Source organism: Novosphingobium sp., from assembly GCF_036733805.1.
GTDB lineage: Bacteria > Pseudomonadota > Alphaproteobacteria > Sphingomonadales > Sphingomonadaceae > Novosphingobium.
This window is the reverse complement of record NZ_DAIMZT010000002.1, coordinates 55,475-73,956: the sequence shown is the minus strand read 5'-3', so window position 1 is coordinate 73,956 and position 18,482 is coordinate 55,475. Positions and strand designations below refer to the sequence as shown.

Genomic DNA, 18,482 nt, shown 5'->3' with positions numbered 1-18,482 from the left:
TCCTCGAATAAGGAGCGCGTGTAAAGATTGCCGACAATTTTGAAGGAAATGCCTGGCAATTCTGGACGAATATTCGCTTCAGCGCGAAAGCGATGTCAGCTTTACCGACATTTTACGCCTTTGGCCTACTCCGTTCCGCAAGCCGCAATGGCCTTCCGAGGATGGCGTAAAACGACGATGATTCGTCTGTTCAAACATTATATTCCGCATGCGGTCGTACTGCTTTGGTTCGTGGACGTGCTGCTGCTGGTCAGCGCCAATGAAATGTCCTGGCGGCTGCGGGCAGGGCAGATCGGGATGGACCCCGGTGAGTTGGCGACGCGTATGGGTCCACATGCGATCTTCGCAGCGGTCATCGTGCTATCGATGATCGCAGTCGGGGTCTATGGCGCGGACGCGCTACGCTCCATGCGGTTTGCGGCGGCGCGCCTGCTGGTGGCGATTTCGCTGGGCGTGATTGCCTTGTCCTTTGCGGATTTTGTGATCGGCGAACAGAATTTCTGGCGATCGACGCTAGCCTATTCGATGGCGTTTGCGATCGCTTTTCTTGTGTTCAATCGCTTACTTCTCGGCGGTTTTCTGGGAACCTCCGCCTTTCGGCGCCGCGTGCTCGTGCTGGGAGCCGGCAATCGCGCGCAACGCCTGCGCGAGCTTGCGGAACGGCCCGAGAGCGGCTTCGTGATCGTCGGCTACCTGAGCATGAGCGAGGCCCGGCCATTGGTTGAGGAAGCCATACCCCGCGGAGCGATTCCCAATCTTACCCGTTTTGTGGAAAATCTGGGGGTAAGCGAAGTTGTGCTGGCGCTGGAGGAAAGGCGCAATGCCCTGCCGCTGAAGGACTTGTTGCGGATCAAGACGGCGGGCGTTCATGTAAACGAGTTCTCCAGCTTCCTGGAGCGCGAGACCGGGCGGGTCGATCTTGATACCGTCAACCCCAGTTGGCTTATCTTTTCGGACGGCTTTTCTTCAGGACGCGCCATTTCCAGCGTGGCGAAGCGGATTTTTGATGTCACCGCAAGTGCTTTGCTGTTGCTCATCACGACGCCGGTGATCCTGCTTTTCGCGCTGCTGGTGAAGCTCGACAGCAAAGGACCCGCTTTTTACCGTCAATCGCGCGTTGGCCTTTTCGGGGAAAGCTTCGATGTCATCAAACTGCGCTCGATGCGCACGGATGCCGAGGCCGCCGGTGCGAAGTGGGCGCAAAAGGATGACCCGCGCATTACGCGCGTGGGCCGCTTCATTCGTAAGGTGCGCATTGATGAGCTTCCCCAGACATGGACCGTGCTGAAAGGGGAAATGAGCTTCGTCGGCCCTCGGCCAGAGCGGCCAGAGTTCGTCGCGGATCTGGAAGAGCAACTGCCTTATTACGCGGAGCGCCATATGGTGAAGCCGGGCATCACCGGCTGGGCGCAGATCAATTATCCCTACGGCGCCTCGATCGAGGATTCGCGCCACAAGCTCGAATACGATCTCTATTATGCGAAGAATTACACGCCGTTCCTGGATTTCCTGATTATCCTGCAAACCCTGCGGGTGGTCCTCTGGAGCGAGGGCGCGCGATGATGACGCAAACCCCGAGCGTCCCGTGGATCATGCTGGGCGACATTCTCGACGTGACCGCAGCGATCGCGCTGGCAAGCCTTGCGTTCTGGACATGGCCGCGCCGCGCCCGTTTCGGCAATGCCGGCGCCAGCATTCTGGCGGCGCTGTTCGTAACGGCCGGCTGGTGCCTCGCCGTCGCTTCCGCGCCATCGTCAGCGTCGGAGGCGTTGCTTCCGTCCGTCACTGAAAGCGCGCGCAATCTTGCCTGGCTGTTCGCCATCTACCGCCTCTTCTCAAGTGATGGCCGCCACGCGAGCGTGGCGCCGATCCGGCCAGTAATTTTCGCGCTTTTCTTCGTCGTCCTACTGCATCTCGGCGCGGACTACGGATTGCCGCACAGTGGGCCGGACGGCTTGGCGCCACGCAGTGTGTTTGAACTGAACGTGATGCTGCGGCTCCTGGTGGCGGTGGGGGGGCTGGTGCTGGCGCATAATCTCTATGCGGGTGCCCCGCGCGAAGCACGCGCCGCGCTGCGCTGGCCAGCGACCGGTCTGGCCGTGCTATGGGCTTTCGATCTCAATCTTTACACAATAGCTTATCTTGCCGCGCGATGGCCGGTCGAGATCGCCGCCTTTCGCGGACTGGCGGTTATCGCGCTGGCCGGCTGTTTCGCGCTCACCGCCGCCTGGAATCGCGATGCGCTGCGACTGCGTCCTTCGCGTGCCGTTACCTTCCAGACCTTTTCGCTGCTGGTCATAGGTTTCTACCTCGTCGCCATGGTGATGGTGGCGCAGTGGCTGTCCTATTCCCGCGGCGATTTCGCGAGGCTGATCGAACTGGTCTTCGTAACCCTGGCCAGCGCGGCTGCTCTGGTCGTGTTGCCTTCGCGCCGCGTTCGCGGCTGGCTGAAAGTGATGCTGGTCAAGCATTTCTTCCAGCACCGTTACGATTATCGCGAGGAATGGCTGCGCTTCACTCACACGGTCGGCGGCGGAGGCGACGAAGCGCAGCCGCTTGCCGAGCGCGTGGTTAAATCTGTCGCCGATGTATTCGATTGCCCTTCCGGGCTGTTGTTGACGCGTGGGGAACAGGCTGAGTTTACTCTTGGCGCACGTTGGAACTGGCCGGAAATAGATGTTCCGGCGGTCGCGCTTCCGGCCGCTTCGCTGAACTGGTTCGAACGAACCGGTTACATCACTGACCTTGACGAGGCGCGCGCCGGCCTTTCAGTCGCGCCTGAAATGGAGATGCCGTCGTGGCTCCGCAATGATGTTCGCGCCTGGGCATTGATTCCATTGGTCCATTTCGAGCGGTTGGTGGGGATGGTCGTGCTGGCGCGTCCGCACCTAGTCCGCAAGTTCGACTGGGAGGATTTCGATCTGCTGCGCGCCATCGGTCAGCACGCTGCCAGCTATCTCGCCGAACATGCAAGCCAGGAAGCGCTGGCGGAATCCAGCCGTTTTGAGGACTTTCATCGTCGCATCGCCTTCGTGATGCACGATATCAAAAACCTTGCCAGCCAATTCAGCCTGCTGGCGCGCAATGCCGAACTTCATGCCGACAAGCCGGAGTTCCGCGCGGATATGCTGGTTACGCTTCGCAATTCCTCGGAAAAGCTCAATGCCCTGATTTCACGTCTGTCGCGCTACGGCAACGGCGCGGTGGACAAGCTGGAGCACGTCCTCTCCGGTGAAGTCATCGCGGCCGTGATGGAGCGTTTTCGCGATAAGCCGCAAGTCGTGCTCGCTCAAGGTCACGACGCCGTTGTCACCGCCAACCGCCATTCGCTCGAACAAGTGCTGGTGCATCTCGTACAGAATGCGATCGACGCCAGCCCTCCGGAAAGCCCGGTATTCGTCTCAATGGCGGTGGACGGCCTTCATGCGCGCTTCGACGTGCTCGATTCAGGCTGCGGGATGAGCGCAGAGTTCGTGCGTAATCGCCTGTTCAAGCCCTTCGTCTCGACCAAGAGCGGCGGCTTCGGCATTGGCGCTTTCGAAGCGCGCGAGTTGGTGCGGGCGATGCGCGGGCGGCTCGATGTGGAATCGCGTGAAGGCTTGGGTTCACGTTTCATCGTCCGCATCCCCCTCGCGGCGGCGGCAGACATTTTCCAAACCCTGAGCAGCCAGGACCAGAAAGTGGCATGATGACAGAAATCCGACCCAAGCTGCTTATCATCGAGGATGACGCCGGCCTGCAGGCGCAGCTTAAGTGGGCCTATGAGGATTTTGACGTGCTCGTGGCGGGGGACCGCACCGGCGCGTTGGCGCTGCTGCGCGCTGAGACGCCCGATGTGGTGACGCTTGATCTCGGGCTGCCGCCTGATCCTGATGGCACCAGTGAAGGCTTTGCCTTGCTTGATGAGATCATGTCGCTCAAGCCGGACACCAAGGTGATTGTGGCCAGCGGCCACGGCGCGAGGGAAAGCGCGCTGCAGGCCATCGCGCGTGGGGCGTACGACTTTTATCAGAAGCCGGTGGACATCGATGCCCTGGGTCTGATCGTCCGCCGGGCGCTTCAGCTCCACAAGCTGGAGGATGAGAATCGCCGCCTTGCTGGGAAAGCGGAGAAGGGCGAAACCGTTCTTGGCCGAATGATAACCGCAGCGCCGGAGATGATCCGGGTTGCGCGCACGATCGAACGGGTTGCGAACACCAATGTCTCCGTCATGTTGCTGGGCGCCAGCGGCACCGGCAAGGAACTGCTGGCCCGTGGGCTGCATGAAGCCAGCGACCGCGCGAAAGGGGCATTCGTCGCCATCAACTGCGCAGCGATCCCCGAGAATCTTCTCGAAAGCGAGCTTTTCGGCCATGAGAAAGGAGCATTCACGGGCGCGGTAAAGACAACGCAAGGCAAGATCGAACAGGCCGCCGGGGGGACGCTGTTCCTTGATGAAGTGGGCGACATACCGCTTCAGCTTCAGGTGAAGCTGCTGCGCTTTCTGCAGGAACGCGTGATCGAGCGGGTGGGCTCGCGCGAAGCCATTGCTGTCGATACGCGGATCGTCTGCGCCACGCATCAGGACTTGGAAGCGATGATCGCTGATGGCCGCTTTCGCGAGGACCTGTTCTATCGGCTCGCGGAAATCGTGGTGAAGATACCCAGCCTGGCGGAACGCCCCGGTGATGCCGCGCTGCTTGCGAAGGCTTTTCTCCATCGCTTCGCGCAGGAGATGAACCCTCGCGTACGCGGGTTCGCCGCCGATGCCTTGGCAGCCATTGATGCCTGGGGCTGGCCCGGCAATGTGCGCGAATTGGAAAACCGTGTGAAGCGGGCGGTCATCATGGCTGATGAGAAGCTCGTGAACGCAACGGATCTCGATCTGGCCGAACCCAATGCGCAAGTGATGAACGCACTCAACCTCAAGACCGCACGCGAGCAGGCGGATCGCAAAGTCATCCGCCATGCGCTGGCTCGCAGTGAGGGCAATATCTCTAGCACCGCCAAGATGCTCGGGATCAGCCGGCCCACGCTTTATGATCTGCTCAAGCAGTACGATCTGCAGCCCTGATCGGCGGGGGAGGGGCATGCGGCGATTGGCGCTGGCGGCTTTTGCCCTATCGCTGGCGTTTGACGCCGCCCCCGGCTTCGGCGCCCGTCCGGACAGCGCCGCGCTGATCGAGGCGGCTCGCGTGGCATTGGATCGCGGGGATGGCATTGACGGTGAGATGAAGCTGCGCGCCGCTTTGGAAAAAGGCGCCGTGCGCGATGAAGTCGCAGCCTGGATGGGCAAAGCTTATCTCGCGCAAAATGATCGGGACCAGGCTCGGCAGTGGCTGGAATCGGGCGATTTCTCTGCGCGAACCGCTGCCGACGGATGGCGTGCTCTCGGCCTGCTGGAGCAGCTAGACGGAAACCTGCAAGCGTCCGGGCGGGCCTATGACAAGGCGCTGGCGTTGCTGCCGAACGATGCTTCTCTGTGGGTTGAGATCGGCCGCTTGCGTTATGCCGACGGCGAACAGATGTTGGCGATCGAAGCGGCGGAACACGCCTTTGCGCTAGGGCCGGACAACGTGCGGGCCCTGGAATTTCAGGGCCAATTGGCGCGCGATCGTTATGGCTTGCGCGCGGCGATCCCCTGGTTCGAACGAGCGATCAAGCGTGATCCGAAAGACGTGTCGGTGCTGCTCGAATATGCGGCGACGCTGGGCGAGCTGGGCCGGGCGACGGAGGCTGTTGCGGTGACGCGCCAGACGCTCGAACTCAGCCCCAAGAACCCGCGCGCTTATTATCTTCAGGCCGTGATCGCGGCGCGTGCCGGCAATTACAGACTTGCCCGTTCGCTGCTCATGCGGGCCGGAGACAAGCTGGACGCAACATTGCCTGGCCCGTTGCTGCTGCGCGGCTTGGTAGAGCTTGCCGCCGGCAATACCGCTGCCGCCGAAGAGGCGCTTGAAGCGGTGCTTCGGGTAAGGCCCGATTGTCAGCAGGCGAAAAATCTGCTCGCGCGCGCCATCTATCGCGGCGGAGAATATCGCTATGTCACCTTGCGCTTCGCCGACGACATCGCCCGTGGCGACGCGTCACCCTATTTGCTGACCACGGTGGCGCGGGCGTACGAAGCGTCGGGGGATCGCCTGCGCGCCGGCGAACTGTTGGATCGGGCTGCCCGTCCCCAAGAAGCACCGCTGCGCGTCGTGCCCGGCCAAGGCGAGATCGGCGGGCTCTTTGCTCAGGGCAAGACGGAGGCGGCGCTGGCGGCGGTCGAGTCCGCATTAGGCGCCAAGCCGGGCTTCTACGACAATCAAGCCCTGGCCGGAGATGTCGAGCTTGTCGCGGGACGGGCACAGGCCGCCCAAAAGCATTATGCGGCGGCCGCCATGATCCGCATGTCGGAAAGCCTGTTCCAACGTCGCTTCGAGGCGTACGTTGCGGCGGACGATCCGGGGGGCGCCAGGCGTCTGGTCGATCATTATTTGTGGGAGAATCCATACAACCGTTCAGCCCTGCGTGCCGCGGCCCGCCTGGCGATCGGCGCAGGTGATCTCGGTCGCGCTCATGCGATCCTTTCATGGCTGCGCGACACTGGTGACGCATCGGACGTGCGCCTGCTGTGCGATCTTGCGATGGTGGAGGCGCACGCGGGCAACCCAGATGAAGCGCGCGGCAGCGCCCTGGCCGCGTATCGCCTGCAGCGGTCCAGTCCGCTTGCGGCTCAGGCTCTTGGTTACAGCTATGCCCTGCCAGGTGGTTCCGTGACGGCTGCGCGCGCGCTGCTCGACAAGGCGCAGGCTCTCGTCGGCCTCACCCCCGCGATCGTAGACGCGCGAAGCGCCTTGGAACGCCAATAACGCGGAGCTTTATTTGGGCTGGTATACCTGTTCCGAACCGGGAAAGGTGCGCGCGCGCACTTCCTCGGCATATTTGGCCGCGGTTTCGGAAATCATCCCGGCGATGTCGGCATAGCGCTTCACGAAGCGCGGCACCCGCTCAAACATGCCTAGCATGTCTTCGGTGACGAGCACCTGTCCGTCGCACTGCGCCGAGGCTCCGATCCCGATGACCGGAATCTCCACGCTTTGCGTAAGGGTGACGGCGATGGATTCGATCACGCCTTCCACCACCATGGCAAAAGCGCCGGCTTCGGCAACGGCCTGGCCATCCGCTATGATCTTTGCGTGTTCCTCCTGGCTCCGGCCGCGCGCGCCATAGCCGCCAAGCGCATTCACGGCCTGCGGTGTAAGGCCGACATGCGCCATGACGGGAATACCGCGCTGGGTCAGGAAGGCGATAGTTTCGGCCATGGCCTGCCCGCCTTCCAGCTTGACCCCGGCGCAACCGGTTTCCGCCATAACCCGACTCGCGGCCGCGAAAGCTTGCTGCGGGCTTGCTTCGTAAGCGCCGAAGGGCATGTCGACGATGACGACCGAATGATAACTACCCCGCACCACAGCGGCGCCATGCGCGATCATCATGTCCAGCGTGACGGGCAGGGTGGATGGCAGGCCGTAAATCACCTGACCCAGCGAATCCCCCACCAGCAGGATATCGCAGTGCGGGTCCAGCAATTGCGCCTGCCGGGCCGTATATGCGGTGAGCATGACCAGCGGCTCCTGGGTTTGGCCCTTCGTCTTGCGGCGCTGGATCGCGGGAACGGTCAGGCGCTTCATCGGCGCAGGGGTAGGATTAGCGCGGCTGGTCGCGGTGTCGAGTTGGAAAGTGGTAGACATGACCGTGCTTTAGCGGACGCGGATACTTTCTGCAAAGCTGGGGACCGCCTGCGCTAGGCCCTTGCCAAGCTTTCGCATGTCGTTAGCGTCGGCCAATTCGCAAATCCCGGGGGTCCCGCATGTTCGGACGCGTAAAGCCGCTCGATGCCATTCTGGCAACGGCTGAAAAGAAATCTCTTCACCGCTCGCTTGGCGCTTTCCAACTTACCATGCTGGGGATCGGCGCGGTGATAGGAACAGGTATTTTCGTTCTCACCGCGGCAGCCGCCCAGAAAGCCGGGCCGGGCATGATGTGGAGCTTTGTCATCGCAGGCTCGGTCTGCGCCGTGGCGGCGTTGTGCTACTCTGAACTGGCTTCGATGGTGCCGGTGTCGGGATCGGCTTACACTTATAGTTACGCCGTGGTCGGTGAGCTGCTGGCCTGGATGGTGGGCTGGGCGCTGATTCTTGAATATGCGGTCGCGGCTTCGGCTGTTTCGGTGGGCTGGTCAGGCTATTTCATGGGCTTGCTGAAGAGTTGGACTGGATTTCAGTTGCCCGCTGCACTGGCAGCCGGCCCGACATGGTCGCTCACCGGCGTTGATTTCAGCTCGGGCATTATCAATGTGCCGGCGATCTTCGTGGCGCTCGGCGTAACCTGGCTGTTGATGATCGGGACCAAGGAAAGTGCGACTTTCAACGCGATCCTGGTGGCCATCAAGGTGACCGCACTTACATTGTTCATCGCTCTTGCACTGCCAAAGATGAGCGGCGCGCATTTCGCGCCTTTCGCACCGAACGGTTGGTTCGGCCCCGCTGGAACGAGCGGCTTGGGCATTGTCGGTGCGGCATCGTCGATTTTCTTTGCTTATGTCGGCTTCGATGCCGTTTCCACCGCAGCGGAGGAAACCAAGAATCCGCAGCGAAACGTACCGATCGGCCTGATCGGCAGCCTCGCGATCTGCACAGTGTTCTACCTGCTCGTCGCTGCCAGTGCGATAGGAGCGATCGGGGCGCAGCCCGCCGGGCTCGGCGTTCAGCCCGGCTCGCCCGAATTTGCAAGGGAATGCACCGTGCTGGCAGCCAACGCGCAGCATCCGCTGGTCTGTTCCAACGAAGCGCTTGCGCACGTTCTGCGCTCGATAAATTACACTTGGGCAGGCGATCTGGTCGGACTTGCCGCCAATCTCGCATTGCCTTCCGTTATCCTGATGATGCTTTACGGACAGACTCGGATTTTCTTCGTCATGGCGCGCGATGGTCTGCTGCCGGAGAAGCTGGCCAGCGTGCACCCTAAGTGGAAAACGCCGCATGTCGTCACCCTGTTGACCGGCATTTTCGTGGCCATTGCGGCGGCCCTGCTCCCGGTCGGCCAGCTTGCGGATATCTCGAACTCCGGGACGCTCTTCGCGTTCTTCATGGTTTCCATTGCGGTGCTGGTGCTGCGCGTTCGCGATCCGAAACGTGTCCGCCCGTTCCGGACACCTCTGGTGTGGGTCATGGCCCCGCTCTCAGCGATCGGCTGCGTTGCACTGTATTTCAATCTCCCACTGGAGGCGAAACTGGTGCTGCCGATATGGGGCGCGATCGGGCTTGCGGTCTATTTCCTCTACAGTCACAGCCGCAGCCACGTGGGACGCGGCCTGATCGAAATCCACGAGGAAGATATTGACGCGCCGCCGCAGCCTGTGCCGCCGGTTTGAACACCGCCCGCACCGCTTCTGCTCAGAAGCGCCTGAAGATCGGAGTGGGTGCAAAGACCAGGGACGCCAGGGCCCAGACACTCGTTACGATCAGGAGGGCGCCGACCATGCGCAAGAGCGCGGCCGGGGCGATGCGTTTCGTCAGCCATGCGCCTAGTGGTGCGGCGACCACGCTGCCTATCAGCAGGCCGGCGGCCGGGGTAGTGAAGGTTTTGGTGCCGAGCGCCCCGGTGAAGACCGCAAGTATCGTTACGGTGACAAAGAACTCGGCGGCATTTGCGGTGCCCACGGCCATCTTGGGCGTCATGCCCTGAGCCAGCAGGTTGCCGGTGACGAGCGGGCCCCAGCCGCCTCCGCCGGATGCATCGAACACCCCGCCAACCAAGCCTAACGGCCCCACCAGCCGAATGCGCCGGAACGTGTGTGCCCGTCTCGGCGCCCACCACATCAGATAGGCTCCTATCGCGGCGACATAGACGAATAGCACTGGCCGAAGCACTGCCGGATTGAGCATCAGGAACAGCCAGGCGGTGCACAGGCTGCCAATGATGCCCGGAACGACCAGTCTCGCGAAGACATGCCAGTCGACGTTTCGCTGAAAGACGTGGGCGATGCCGGACGCCCCGCTCGCGAAGCTTTCGACGGTGCGGACGGTGGCGGCGGCCGCGGGCGGAGGCATGCCGACAAGCGCGAGAAGCGAAGTGGAGGCCAGGCCAAACGCCACGCCGATCGCGCTGTCGACCATTTGCGCCAGGAAGCCTACGGCAATGAAGGGCGCCATATCTTCCCACGAAATTCCCGCCAATTCCATCATCGACCCTCACGCCGCATTCGGGCGGAAAGCGAACTGCGCAGGCGTCCGCTCGGTGCTGTCGCCATGAACAGGAAAGGAAAGCTCAACGCCATCAGTGAAAGCGCTCCGCTCACCTCGGCCTGAGCGCCTGCCAGCCAGGGCAGAATCGCTGCCCAGATGCCCACGGCCAGAACGACGACAAGTGTCCGTTCCTGCTCACTGTCACCAAGCGTTGGCAGATCGGCGCTGGTTCGCCCTTCGTAAAGGGCGCGAAGGCCCGAGCCGGTGCGGCTCCTCGGGTCGACGAGCAGCGGCGGGCCGAGCGCGTGACCCAGGCAAGCCATGCCCGCAGCGATCAGCCGCAGGCCGACCGCGCTGGAGAAAGCCCGATACTCGCTGTTGCGATCGCTAATCGCGCGCAGCCCGCTGCGCCCGCCGAACGCCATATTGACGAGCGTGTCGCTCTCGTTTGCCGCACTGGCTGGCAATGCAAGGTCCTGCGTCGAAATTATCCATCGAAGAATGGCGGTCGGCACATCCAGACCGCTGGCCCGTTCAAGGCCCTGGAATCCCGGTGCGGAGTTGGCTTCACAGATTCTGTATCCGTCCTCATCGAACAGAATGTCGATGCCGGTGACATCAAGGCCAAGGACATCAGCCGCCCTGACTGCAAGCTCTGCCATTTCCGGGGGGGGATTATAGGCAGAGCCGATCCCGCCGAGCGAGACGTTGGACTTGAATCCACCCGTAAGCGAGCGCCGCTCCATGGCTGCGATCACCCGGCCGCCAACGACAAGCACGCGCACGTCGCGGCCATGGCTTGCACGAACATAATGTTGAAGGATAAAGTCTGCCTTGGCCTCCGCGCTTTCCAGAAGGCCGGCCAGATCCTCGAACTGGCTGCGGTTCTCGCATTTGAGGACACCAGCGCCTCGTGTGCCCTTGAGCGTTTTGACGATCACCGGAAAGCCCAACTCGCGCTCAACCAGATCGACATCGACCGGGAAGGTATCGAGGATCGTGCGCGGGATCGGCAGGCCGGCGCGACTCAAGCATTGCAGAGTGTGGAGCTTGTCGGCCACGCGCTCGATCGCGGCGGGCCCATTGATAAGACGAACGCCGCAACGCTCGAAATGGCGCAACAGCGCGAGTGTGTAGTAATCCGTTTCCGCGCCGGTGCGGCAGATGATGAAATCGGGGCGCGCCACCGGTTGCCCCTCATATCCCACGTCCCAGCCTTCTTCCCGGCCGACCACCAATTCGAAGTGATGCGGATGAAGCACGGAAAGGTCGATGTCCGCTTCCCTGGCTGCCTGTTGGAAACGAAGCACTTCAGGTACTTCGGGCGTGCCAGGGTCAAGATCGCGATGGAAAAGCAACCATCCCCGCATCAAGCCGGGCGCCTCCCGGACCCTGTTGACGAAGCCGTCCCGCACGCTGGCATTTCCATCATTTCCGGCCCTCTCGGCTCCGTCCGCCGGAGATCGCGAACGTCCCCTCAACGCCGGAGATGCGAAATGGCTGCGTGGAGTTGCGCCGTCGCGTGTGACGATATGGCTAGTTTCGCCGCTTTCTGGCGCTCAGCCCATTGAGATAGTGCCATACGAAAATGACCGGCAATCCAAGCCCGATCAACCAATGGACCTTGCTGGCCCAGGTCCGCGTGGTATCGTCTCCGACATAATAGAGAAGGTATCCGCTGGCGATCAGCAAGCTGAGCACCACGCACAGGGCAATACCGGCAACGCGCTGGTGCAGATGAGTCCAACCTTTTGGGATATGGACAACGAACATGCCGCCGATGCCAAGCAGTGCCGGTATCAGAGCAAGCCCGTGGGCCTTCATCATCCAAGGCTCGATAGGATTAGTCTCAGGGCCGAAATCACCTTGCTTCTGGCCGAAATAATGGAGCAGGAGCCACGCCGCGCCTGACAGCCATAGGCCCGAACCGGGCAAGGTCAGCAGCCATATCTGCCACCGGGCGAGCTTGGCGGTGCGGCGGTTCGGCATCAGTTCATTACCTGCGAAGCGAGAGCGCGCACGACGTGTCCCTTGTAGTCAGCAAGAAGGGTGTCCGCGAGATCGGCGTCCACCATGGCGATCTTGGTCATAGCGTCGGCGATCACGCACAATTCGGCGACAACGGTAGTGCGCTCGCCGGTCAGAACCGGTTGTCCCCGCCGCCCGATGTGCGGAGAGCGGAGCGAGCCCCGCAGCAGGCGGCGGTTGTTGAGGTTGGCCGAACTGGCGACGGCGCAATCGCGGATGACCATGTCCAAGCGCACAAGCTCGTCAGCATCGCGCAGGCCGATTGTCCAGTCAGCGCTACCAAATGCGCGCAAATCACCGCCGGCGTTGACGAGGCCGCCGGGAACACCATGTTCGATAAGTGTCTCGACCGCTCGATCCACCGCGTGGCCTTTGGCGATCCCGCCAAGATCCATCAAAACGCGGCGGGCGAGCCGAATATGCGTATCATCCTCGATGATGACGTCGGTGGCGGTCCCGTCATATTGCTTGAGCGGTCCGAGGCCGTTTCGGGGCAGGAATCCACCACTGACGATGCTGCGGCCCACCGTGACATCGAAAAGACCGTCCGATGCCTCATGAAGGGCCTGCGCCGTTCGCAGCACGCGAACAGTTTCGCGGTCGATGGCGACGCATTCGCCGACCTGGGCCTTGCGCATCACGGCGAGGTCGCTCGCGGGCTCATGAAATGACATGCGCCCGTGAACATGCGCAATCGCGGCGAAGGCGGCATTGACCGCTTCACCATGACCGTCCGGCGCAGTAATCTCGACGAAGGTGCCGAGCAGGGGCCGGCAGCGGGTAACCGGATCAGGAAGCGTGTGCAAGGACGATGGCATAAGTCGCCAATAGCCGGCGCACGCCGTCAGTCACATGCTTGGACGAAAGCGTCGCGCCTGAGATGTTCTTCACCTCGCGTCCCAGCTGCAGCGATTGGCCCGCGCGCTTGCCGGTGAACTGCGCGCGCCAGCGAGCATCCCGCACCTGGCTGCCGTAGCTCTCTCGATAATCAAGGATCTCGATGCCCTTGACCGCGCCTGACGCGTCCAGCGCGAGCGCGAAAGTGATGAACTCATGCTTGCCCACCACACGATCGACGATCAGCCATCCGCCGCTGGAAGCGCGCCAGGCGTGCAGGTCTTTTGACAGAGGCGCCTCTCCCGCCGCCCGCTTGATCTCAGTCACTTGTCCTGCGGTGAGTTCGCGAAAGAACGGATGGAGCGCCTCGCCTGGGAACATTGCCGCGCCTGCCTGTTCGGGCGTCATATAGACAGTGGCGTGAACGGCGCTGGGGGCGGCCAGGACGGCTGCCGACACGAGATAGAAATGCGAACGATTCATGATGCGACCCTTAGAAATAGTAGCCGACTTTCAGGCGGAAGCGGCGCTTTTCGAAGTCATCGGCATTGGTGATCCCGTTGACGACGAAGCTGTCCGCACCCCGATTAGCGTAATCGTGCGCCCATGGCATCTGGAACAACGTGGTGAAGGTCGCGAAGAAGTGTCGACCGCCGTAATGAAGAGTGGGACCCAGAAACCATGCTTCGTTCGTGCGTTTCGACCCGTTGAAGGGATCAAGGCCAGCCCATTCGTGCTCGTTCTGGATTTCAGCGCCAGCGGACCAGTTGGGTGCGAAGCGGTAACTGCCGGCAAAACCGAAGTTGACGTCGGTTTCCTTGTCCCAATGATTAGTCGCCTCTATCGAGCCGGGATCGGCGGCTGGATCGGCAAGCAGTTTGCGCCATTCATAACCCAACGTCGCGTTGGCGGCGAACACCAGCCGATCCTGCAGGAAATTCTTCTGAAGGATGAGCCTTGTCTCCAGTTCACGAGTGCGCGGTCCGATCGATGGTTCGACATAAAGGGCGACGCCGAGTGGCGAGGTATAGGGGCTTGCGATGCGGTAGACGGCCTCGAGCGACACAGTTTCCAGCCGGGCCTTTCTGAAGCGGCGATCAGGATCGGAGGCGAAGTCGGCAAATACCTCCGGCGGCGCAGTCTCGCCGGATGGGGTATTGCGGAAGGTATTGGCGAAGGCAAAATTCAAATAGCCCGAAAGCTGCAGGTCATCGCTGACGCCGTAAGACGCTTCCGTACGGGTCTGCACCAGGTTGAAGTCTCCTTGAGAGCGCCCCTCGCGCAGTGTCACCCACTGTTCCAGCTCTTTCTGCCCCTTGGGTAGAGTGTCGGTCGTATTGATGAATCCGAAGAGCGGTTCGTCGGCATGAACTGGAGTCGCAGCCAGGAACATGGCCACGGTGACCGGGTAGAAAGGGCATAATATGGTGACGCGCATCGATAGTTATCCGTGATATCAGAACATGTAACCTAGACCGAGATTGACCCGGTCATTGGTCGAGTTCTCGAAGAATTTCTGATAATCGACCTTCACCACCACTTCGTGCAAAGGATGGAACGAGAGGCCCGCGGTCAGGATTCGGTCGCGATTGGTCGGATCGGCGGTGAAGCCGACTGGCAGCGAAGCCTGCGTATTGTACAATTCGTAGCGGACAAACGGGTCGAGCGTGATCGTGCTGCCAAGGGGAAAGCTGTAAGCGCCCTGAATCAGCCAGCCGTAGAATGCTGAGGGCGCGACCGGCAACTCCGTGCCATGGGCGGTATTGTACGCAGCGATTACACCATCGAGTGCGGCCGCGCGGCTGATCGTGCCGCGTGCATAAAGAGCTTGAAGGTCAAGGCCGTTGTGCTGCCAGCGGCCATGAACATCCCATAACGTGACCTTGGCATTGACCCCGGCAAAGTCGGGGAGAGTATCGTCCCGTCGGAAATCCGCATTGCTGTGCGTGGCGCCTCCGTGAAAGATCGCGCCACCGATCAACAGCCCGGGCGTTGGCATGTATTCGAGCGAGCCGTAGACGGACAAGCTGGCTGCTTTGGCAAGCTGCAGCTCTTGATGCGAGCCGCGAAGTGGGGCGCCGGCATCGTCCAGCTTGGCGACGTCAAAGCCGGTGGTTACGCCCACATCGTAGGAAAGACCGAAGGAAGTGCTCCCCCACAGGCCGACACCGCCTTCGCGCCACGTCGAAGGGATGATCCGCGTTTCAACCTCGTTGCGCTCGACACCGAAAAACACGGGCGGCTCGTGATTGCGGTTGATGAAGCCGAACGGCATCAGGAACAGCCCCGCCTTCACGTTGAGAGCCGGCTTGATAGTGTAGTTCAGATAGGCTTGTTCGATCTCGACTTCGCCCTGGTCTTCAGAACTCGACACGGCGTGTTCGACTTCGACTTCGCTGTTGAAGCTCAGCTTGTCGTTGAAGCGATGACCAAAGAACAGGACGAAACGGTTCAGATCGGCCTGGTTGCGACTCGCATTGTGAACGTACCCATTGTAGGTAATCTCACCGTAGCCGCCGATCGTCGTATCCGATGCGGAAGGGCTGGCGAGGGCAAGCGTTGGCGCGGTATTCGGCGTTTCCGCTCCGGTTGAAACCGGGGAAGCCGCGAGTTCCGGGGCGGTGGAGGCTATACTGGCAGGGGCGCCGTTCTGCTGCACGGCGAGAGCGGAGCCGCCCCGCATCTGCGCTTCCAGCTGATCGAGACGCGCGGTCTGCGCAGCGATCGTCTGGTTTTGCGCAGCCACTTGTTGCTTGAGCAGCGCGATCTCGGCTTGCAGCGATGCCTCATCGGCGCGAGCTGGCATCAACGGCAAAAACGATGCCGTCGCCAGCAGGATGGCGAACTTTTTCACGAACCCCCCTTGATCCCAATCGGTAGCGAGTGCCGCCTAACAGATAATGATAATACGTCGCAATAGAAGATTGCTGATCTGTTGCTGATTTTTTTCCGATGTGTCTAAATGCGCTGAGGGCCCGACTCCCATCTTCCCCCGGCGGAGTTCTCTCGACAGTGAGGAGGGCGGGTCCTATGCCTCGCTTGATCTGCCCATCAAGACCGGACGCGACATGCCTCTTCCCGCAATTCTCGAACGTTTGCGCTTGCCCGTTATCGCCGCGCCGATGTTTATCGTGTCCAACCCGGACCTGGTGATCGCGCAAATGCGCGCTGGGATTGTCGGCAGCTTTCCGGCGCTGAATGCGCGTCCCGCAAGCCAGTTGGACGAATGGCTGCATCGCATTACCGAAGAGACGCGCTGCGGCGTTCCGTTCGCGGTCAACCTGATCGTTCACAAGACCAACGCGCGGCTGGACGAAGACCTCAAGACGCTGGCGAAGTGGAAAGTTCCGCTGGTCATTACTTCCCTCGGCGCCAACACGGAAGTGAACGCCGCGATTCACAATTGGGGCGGGATCGTCTTACATGACGTGATTGATGACAGCTTTGCACGCAAGGCGATTGAGAAGGGCGCGGATGGGCTTATTGCCGTGGCGGCAGGCGCCGGCGGTCACGCAGGACGGCAATCGCCCTTCGCTCTGATGCAGGAAATTCGCGCCTGGTTCGACGGCCCGGTGGCACTTTCCGGCGCAATCGCATGCGGCCGCTCCATTCTGGCGGCGCAAGCCATGGGCGCGGACTTTGCTTATATCGGTACGCCCTGGATCGCCACGTCGGAAGCGAATGCTGCTGCAGCCTATAAGCAGGCGATCGTTGAGAGCAGCGCTGCCGACATTGTCTATTCCAGCTTGTTCACAGGCGTGCACGGCAATTACTTGCGTCCTTCGATTGCGGCCGCGGGCCTCGACCCGGACAATTTGCCGCAGGGCGATAAGAACCAGATGGACTTCGGTTCGGGCGGCAACTCTGATGCCAAGGCGTGGAGGGATATCTGGGGCGCGGGCCAGGGTGTCGGGGCGATCAAGGCCATCGAACCGGTCGCAACCCGTGTCGAAACGCTGCTGGCCCAGTATCAGGCTGCAAAGAGGGAATTGCCCGGTCGCATCGATGAGAGATGAAGCGCAGGTTCTCCGGTCGTTTCCTAGCCGGTTGCGCCCCACAAGGCGTCAGCCACGGCATCAAGGTCCGAAAAGTCCGAAGAGGTCCGCAGGGGGTCCCGCCGGTTGAGAAGCAATCGCCGCGACCGACAATCGAGCAGAAAGCGGCGCAATGCCCTTTGCAACAGGTTCAGGCGCATACGGGCATGTAGCGCCGCTGTTTCTGCATTGCGGCATCGTGTTCGTGCCCACGTCGCCTCGATCTGGCCGACCCGTTCCATCACAAGTCCGCTGTAATGACGATGCGGGCCGCGATGGAGTGGCAGCATCAAGCGCAGCGCTGCCGGTTCGGCGCAGGGCAGCAGCAATCCATTCGTGCGAAAATCGTCGAACCGATGATGTTCTCCGCCGATCGCCGCGAACATGCGATGCAGCGAAGAACGGGCCAGCAATTGCAGAGGCAGCAGATGATGCCTCTGCAGGCCCGGATCGTAACCCGGCTTGCCGCGGCGATTAACTGCGCGAAATGGCAAGTGCTGTCGCAAATGTCCGACTTCTGCGGTTAACGGCGCAGGCGCGATATCCAGACTCGCCGGCCAGCAGCGGAAGGCTCAGCCAGCACAGTGGCATTTTCCTGCTCTATCACTTGCGGTGCCGCGATCGGCCCTTGCGATACCAGATGATCGACAAGGCGGATCGCCAGCTTCACCGCTTCCGCCGGGGTTTCGTTCTCGCCCCCTTCAAGCTGCATTTCCTGGCCGATAAAATGGGACAGCCCGTCACTGTACACGCTGCCATCGCCAGCAGGGATGAGCGCGGTAAGGCCCAATGCGGGAAAAGCCCCTCCAGCTAGCCAGTTTAGGACCACGCGGGAGAAATAGCGCGGCTCCATCATCGTTCCGGCCGGCTGCCACACAACCGCCGCCATCGGAACCTGCAGGGCAAGATCGGCGGCGAACTTCAGCATCGCGCGCATTACTGGAAACAACCTGGCTCCGCTGGCGATGTGCCGGGCAGGAACCAGTTCGACAGCCTCCAACCCACCGGCAGGTGGAGCGCTATCGAAACCATAGATATGCGCGGCGCTTTCCCAGGGAGCGGGATCGGCCGGTGAAAGCCCGCGCAGTTCGAAGGTCAAGCCCGCAATCAATATTTCGAGCCAGCCTTCCGCTGGATCGGGGCGGTGGCTGATGCGGGCGGAAACGCCGGCTTCAGCTGTATCCAGCAGACGGGCAAGATCGACGGCGGACAATCGCGAACCAGCGGCGAATAACAGCGAAATTCCTTCAGGCGTGTCGCCGCTTGATGAATGGCCAGACAATTCCACAAACTCCGCCCGCAGGATTTACCGCCCAATAGGCCCGAATTGCTTTCCGCCGTCGAGTCCGTTTTCGATGGTATGTCTTTCGCCTGT

Annotated in this window: 16 protein-coding genes; 6 read left to right on the top strand and 10 right to left on the bottom strand. The window is 61.5% G+C overall.

Translation table 11 applies throughout. The features are described 5' to 3' along the window. The first annotated feature begins 177 nt into the window (after positions 1-177). The 4 genes from V7D69_RS01010 to V7D69_RS00995 are packed head-to-tail and all read left to right on the top strand — an operon-like array spanning position 178 to position 6,833. Positions 178-1,563: a TIGR03013 family XrtA/PEP-CTERM system glycosyltransferase gene (locus tag V7D69_RS01010; RefSeq protein WP_333604852.1), complete on the top strand. Its 1,386-nt coding sequence runs from the start codon at positions 178-180 to the stop codon at positions 1,561-1,563. Further along, the gene (gene prsK / locus V7D69_RS01005) at positions 1,560-3,689 is read left to right on the top strand and encodes an XrtA/PEP-CTERM system histidine kinase PrsK (protein ID WP_333604851.1); all 2,130 of its coding nucleotides are present in this window, start codon (positions 1,560-1,562) and stop codon (positions 3,687-3,689) included. The genes V7D69_RS01010 and prsK overlap by 4 nt, the downstream gene beginning before the upstream one ends. Next, complete coding sequence (gene prsR / locus V7D69_RS01000) at positions 3,689-5,053, top strand: PEP-CTERM-box response regulator transcription factor (RefSeq protein WP_333604876.1); 1,365 nt, start codon at positions 3,689-3,691, stop codon at positions 5,051-5,053. Before prsK ends, prsR begins: the two co-directional genes overlap by 1 nt. 16 nt (positions 5,054-5,069) lie before the next feature. Further along, on the top strand, positions 5,070-6,833 hold the full coding sequence (locus V7D69_RS00995) for a tetratricopeptide repeat protein (protein WP_333604850.1): 1,764 nt from the start codon (positions 5,070-5,072) through the stop codon (positions 6,831-6,833). Between the two features lie 9 nt (positions 6,834-6,842). Here the strand turns inward: V7D69_RS00995 and panB are convergent, their stop codons facing one another. Then, a complete protein-coding gene (gene panB, locus V7D69_RS00990) occupies positions 6,843-7,712 on the bottom strand; it encodes a 3-methyl-2-oxobutanoate hydroxymethyltransferase (RefSeq protein ID WP_324064016.1) in 870 nt (289 codons plus the stop codon). A gap of 119 nt (positions 7,713-7,831) precedes the next feature. On the opposite strand from panB, the gene V7D69_RS00985 reads away from it, so the two are divergent. Beyond that, positions 7,832-9,394 (top strand): amino acid permease, encoded by a 1,563-nt coding sequence (locus V7D69_RS00985; protein ID WP_324064017.1) that lies wholly within the window; start codon positions 7,832-7,834, stop codon positions 9,392-9,394. Positions 9,395-9,416: 22 nt separating this feature from the next. Here the strand turns inward: V7D69_RS00985 and V7D69_RS00980 are convergent, their stop codons facing one another. The 7 genes from V7D69_RS00980 to V7D69_RS00950 form a co-directional block, all read right to left on the bottom strand. Beyond that, entirely contained in the window at positions 9,417-10,208 is a 792-nt protein-coding gene (locus V7D69_RS00980) for a sulfite exporter TauE/SafE family protein (RefSeq protein ID WP_333604849.1), read from the bottom strand. Next, positions 10,205-11,623, bottom strand: a complete 1,419-nt coding sequence (locus V7D69_RS00975) for a RimK family alpha-L-glutamate ligase (RefSeq protein ID WP_324064019.1) — start codon at positions 11,621-11,623, stop codon at positions 10,205-10,207. Before V7D69_RS00975 ends, V7D69_RS00980 begins: the two co-directional genes overlap by 4 nt. A 121-nt stretch (positions 11,624-11,744) precedes the next feature. Continuing rightward, positions 11,745-12,197, bottom strand: coding sequence for a hypothetical protein (locus V7D69_RS00970; RefSeq protein ID WP_324064020.1), 453 nt, complete (start codon positions 12,195-12,197; stop codon positions 11,745-11,747). Then, complete coding sequence (locus tag V7D69_RS00965; RefSeq protein WP_333604848.1) at positions 12,197-13,042, bottom strand: FAD:protein FMN transferase; 846 nt, start codon at positions 13,040-13,042, stop codon at positions 12,197-12,199. The genes V7D69_RS00970 and V7D69_RS00965 overlap by 1 nt, the downstream gene beginning before the upstream one ends. Next, positions 13,026-13,556 carry an FMN-binding protein gene (locus V7D69_RS00960; protein ID WP_324064022.1) on the bottom strand — a complete coding sequence of 177 codons (531 nt, stop codon included), beginning with the start codon at positions 13,554-13,556 and terminating at the stop codon, positions 13,026-13,028. Before V7D69_RS00960 ends, V7D69_RS00965 begins: the two co-directional genes overlap by 17 nt. Positions 13,557-13,566: 10 nt before the next feature. Continuing rightward, positions 13,567-14,511, bottom strand: coding sequence for a DUF6662 family protein (locus V7D69_RS00955; RefSeq protein ID WP_333604847.1), 945 nt, complete (start codon positions 14,509-14,511; stop codon positions 13,567-13,569). A gap of 18 nt (positions 14,512-14,529) precedes the next feature. Beyond that, positions 14,530-15,927: a porin gene (locus V7D69_RS00950; protein WP_324064024.1), complete on the bottom strand. Its 1,398-nt coding sequence runs from the start codon at positions 15,925-15,927 to the stop codon at positions 14,530-14,532. A gap of 214 nt (positions 15,928-16,141) precedes the next feature. Between V7D69_RS00950 and V7D69_RS00945 the strand changes: the two genes are divergently transcribed. After that, on the top strand, positions 16,142-17,089 hold the full coding sequence (locus tag V7D69_RS00945; protein WP_333604846.1) for an NAD(P)H-dependent flavin oxidoreductase: 948 nt from the start codon (positions 16,142-16,144) through the stop codon (positions 17,087-17,089). A 23-nt stretch (positions 17,090-17,112) separates the two neighbouring features. Here V7D69_RS00945 and V7D69_RS00940 read toward each other — a convergent pair whose 3' ends face one another. Then, on the bottom strand, positions 17,113-17,601 hold the full coding sequence (locus V7D69_RS00940) for an AHH domain-containing protein (RefSeq protein ID WP_333604845.1): 489 nt from the start codon (positions 17,599-17,601) through the stop codon (positions 17,113-17,115). Positions 17,602-17,630: 29 nt separating this feature from the next. Next, positions 17,631-18,395: a hypothetical protein gene (locus tag V7D69_RS00935; RefSeq protein WP_324060893.1), complete on the bottom strand. Its 765-nt coding sequence runs from the start codon at positions 18,393-18,395 to the stop codon at positions 17,631-17,633. Positions 18,396-18,482 lie beyond the last annotated feature (87 nt).

Excerpts from the sequence above, each read along its gene's own strand:
- prsR (WP_333604876.1), top strand. The coding sequence starts at position 3,689 with ATGACAGAAATCCGACCCAAGCTGCTTATCATCGAGGATGACGCCGGC.
- V7D69_RS00945 (WP_333604846.1), top strand. The coding sequence starts at position 16,142 with ATGCCTCTTCCCGCAATTCTCGAACGTTTGCGCTTGCCCGTTATCGCC.
- V7D69_RS01010 (WP_333604852.1), top strand. The coding sequence starts at position 178 with ATGATTCGTCTGTTCAAACATTATATTCCGCATGCGGTCGTACTGCTT.
- V7D69_RS00980 (WP_333604849.1), bottom strand. The coding sequence starts at position 10,208 with ATGATGGAATTGGCGGGAATTTCGTGGGAAGATATGGCGCCCTTCATT.
- V7D69_RS00955 (WP_333604847.1), bottom strand. The coding sequence starts at position 14,511 with ATGCGCGTCACCATATTATGCCCTTTCTACCCGGTCACCGTGGCCATG.
- V7D69_RS00960 (WP_324064022.1), bottom strand. The coding sequence starts at position 13,556 with ATGAATCGTTCGCATTTCTATCTCGTGTCGGCAGCCGTCCTGGCCGCC.
- panB (WP_324064016.1), bottom strand. The coding sequence starts at position 7,712 with ATGTCTACCACTTTCCAACTCGACACCGCGACCAGCCGCGCTAATCCT.
- V7D69_RS00985 (WP_324064017.1), top strand. The coding sequence starts at position 7,832 with ATGTTCGGACGCGTAAAGCCGCTCGATGCCATTCTGGCAACGGCTGAA.
- V7D69_RS00970 (WP_324064020.1), bottom strand. The coding sequence starts at position 12,197 with ATGCCGAACCGCCGCACCGCCAAGCTCGCCCGGTGGCAGATATGGCTG.
- V7D69_RS00995 (WP_333604850.1), top strand. The coding sequence starts at position 5,070 with ATGCGGCGATTGGCGCTGGCGGCTTTTGCCCTATCGCTGGCGTTTGAC.
- prsK (WP_333604851.1), top strand. The coding sequence starts at position 1,560 with ATGATGACGCAAACCCCGAGCGTCCCGTGGATCATGCTGGGCGACATT.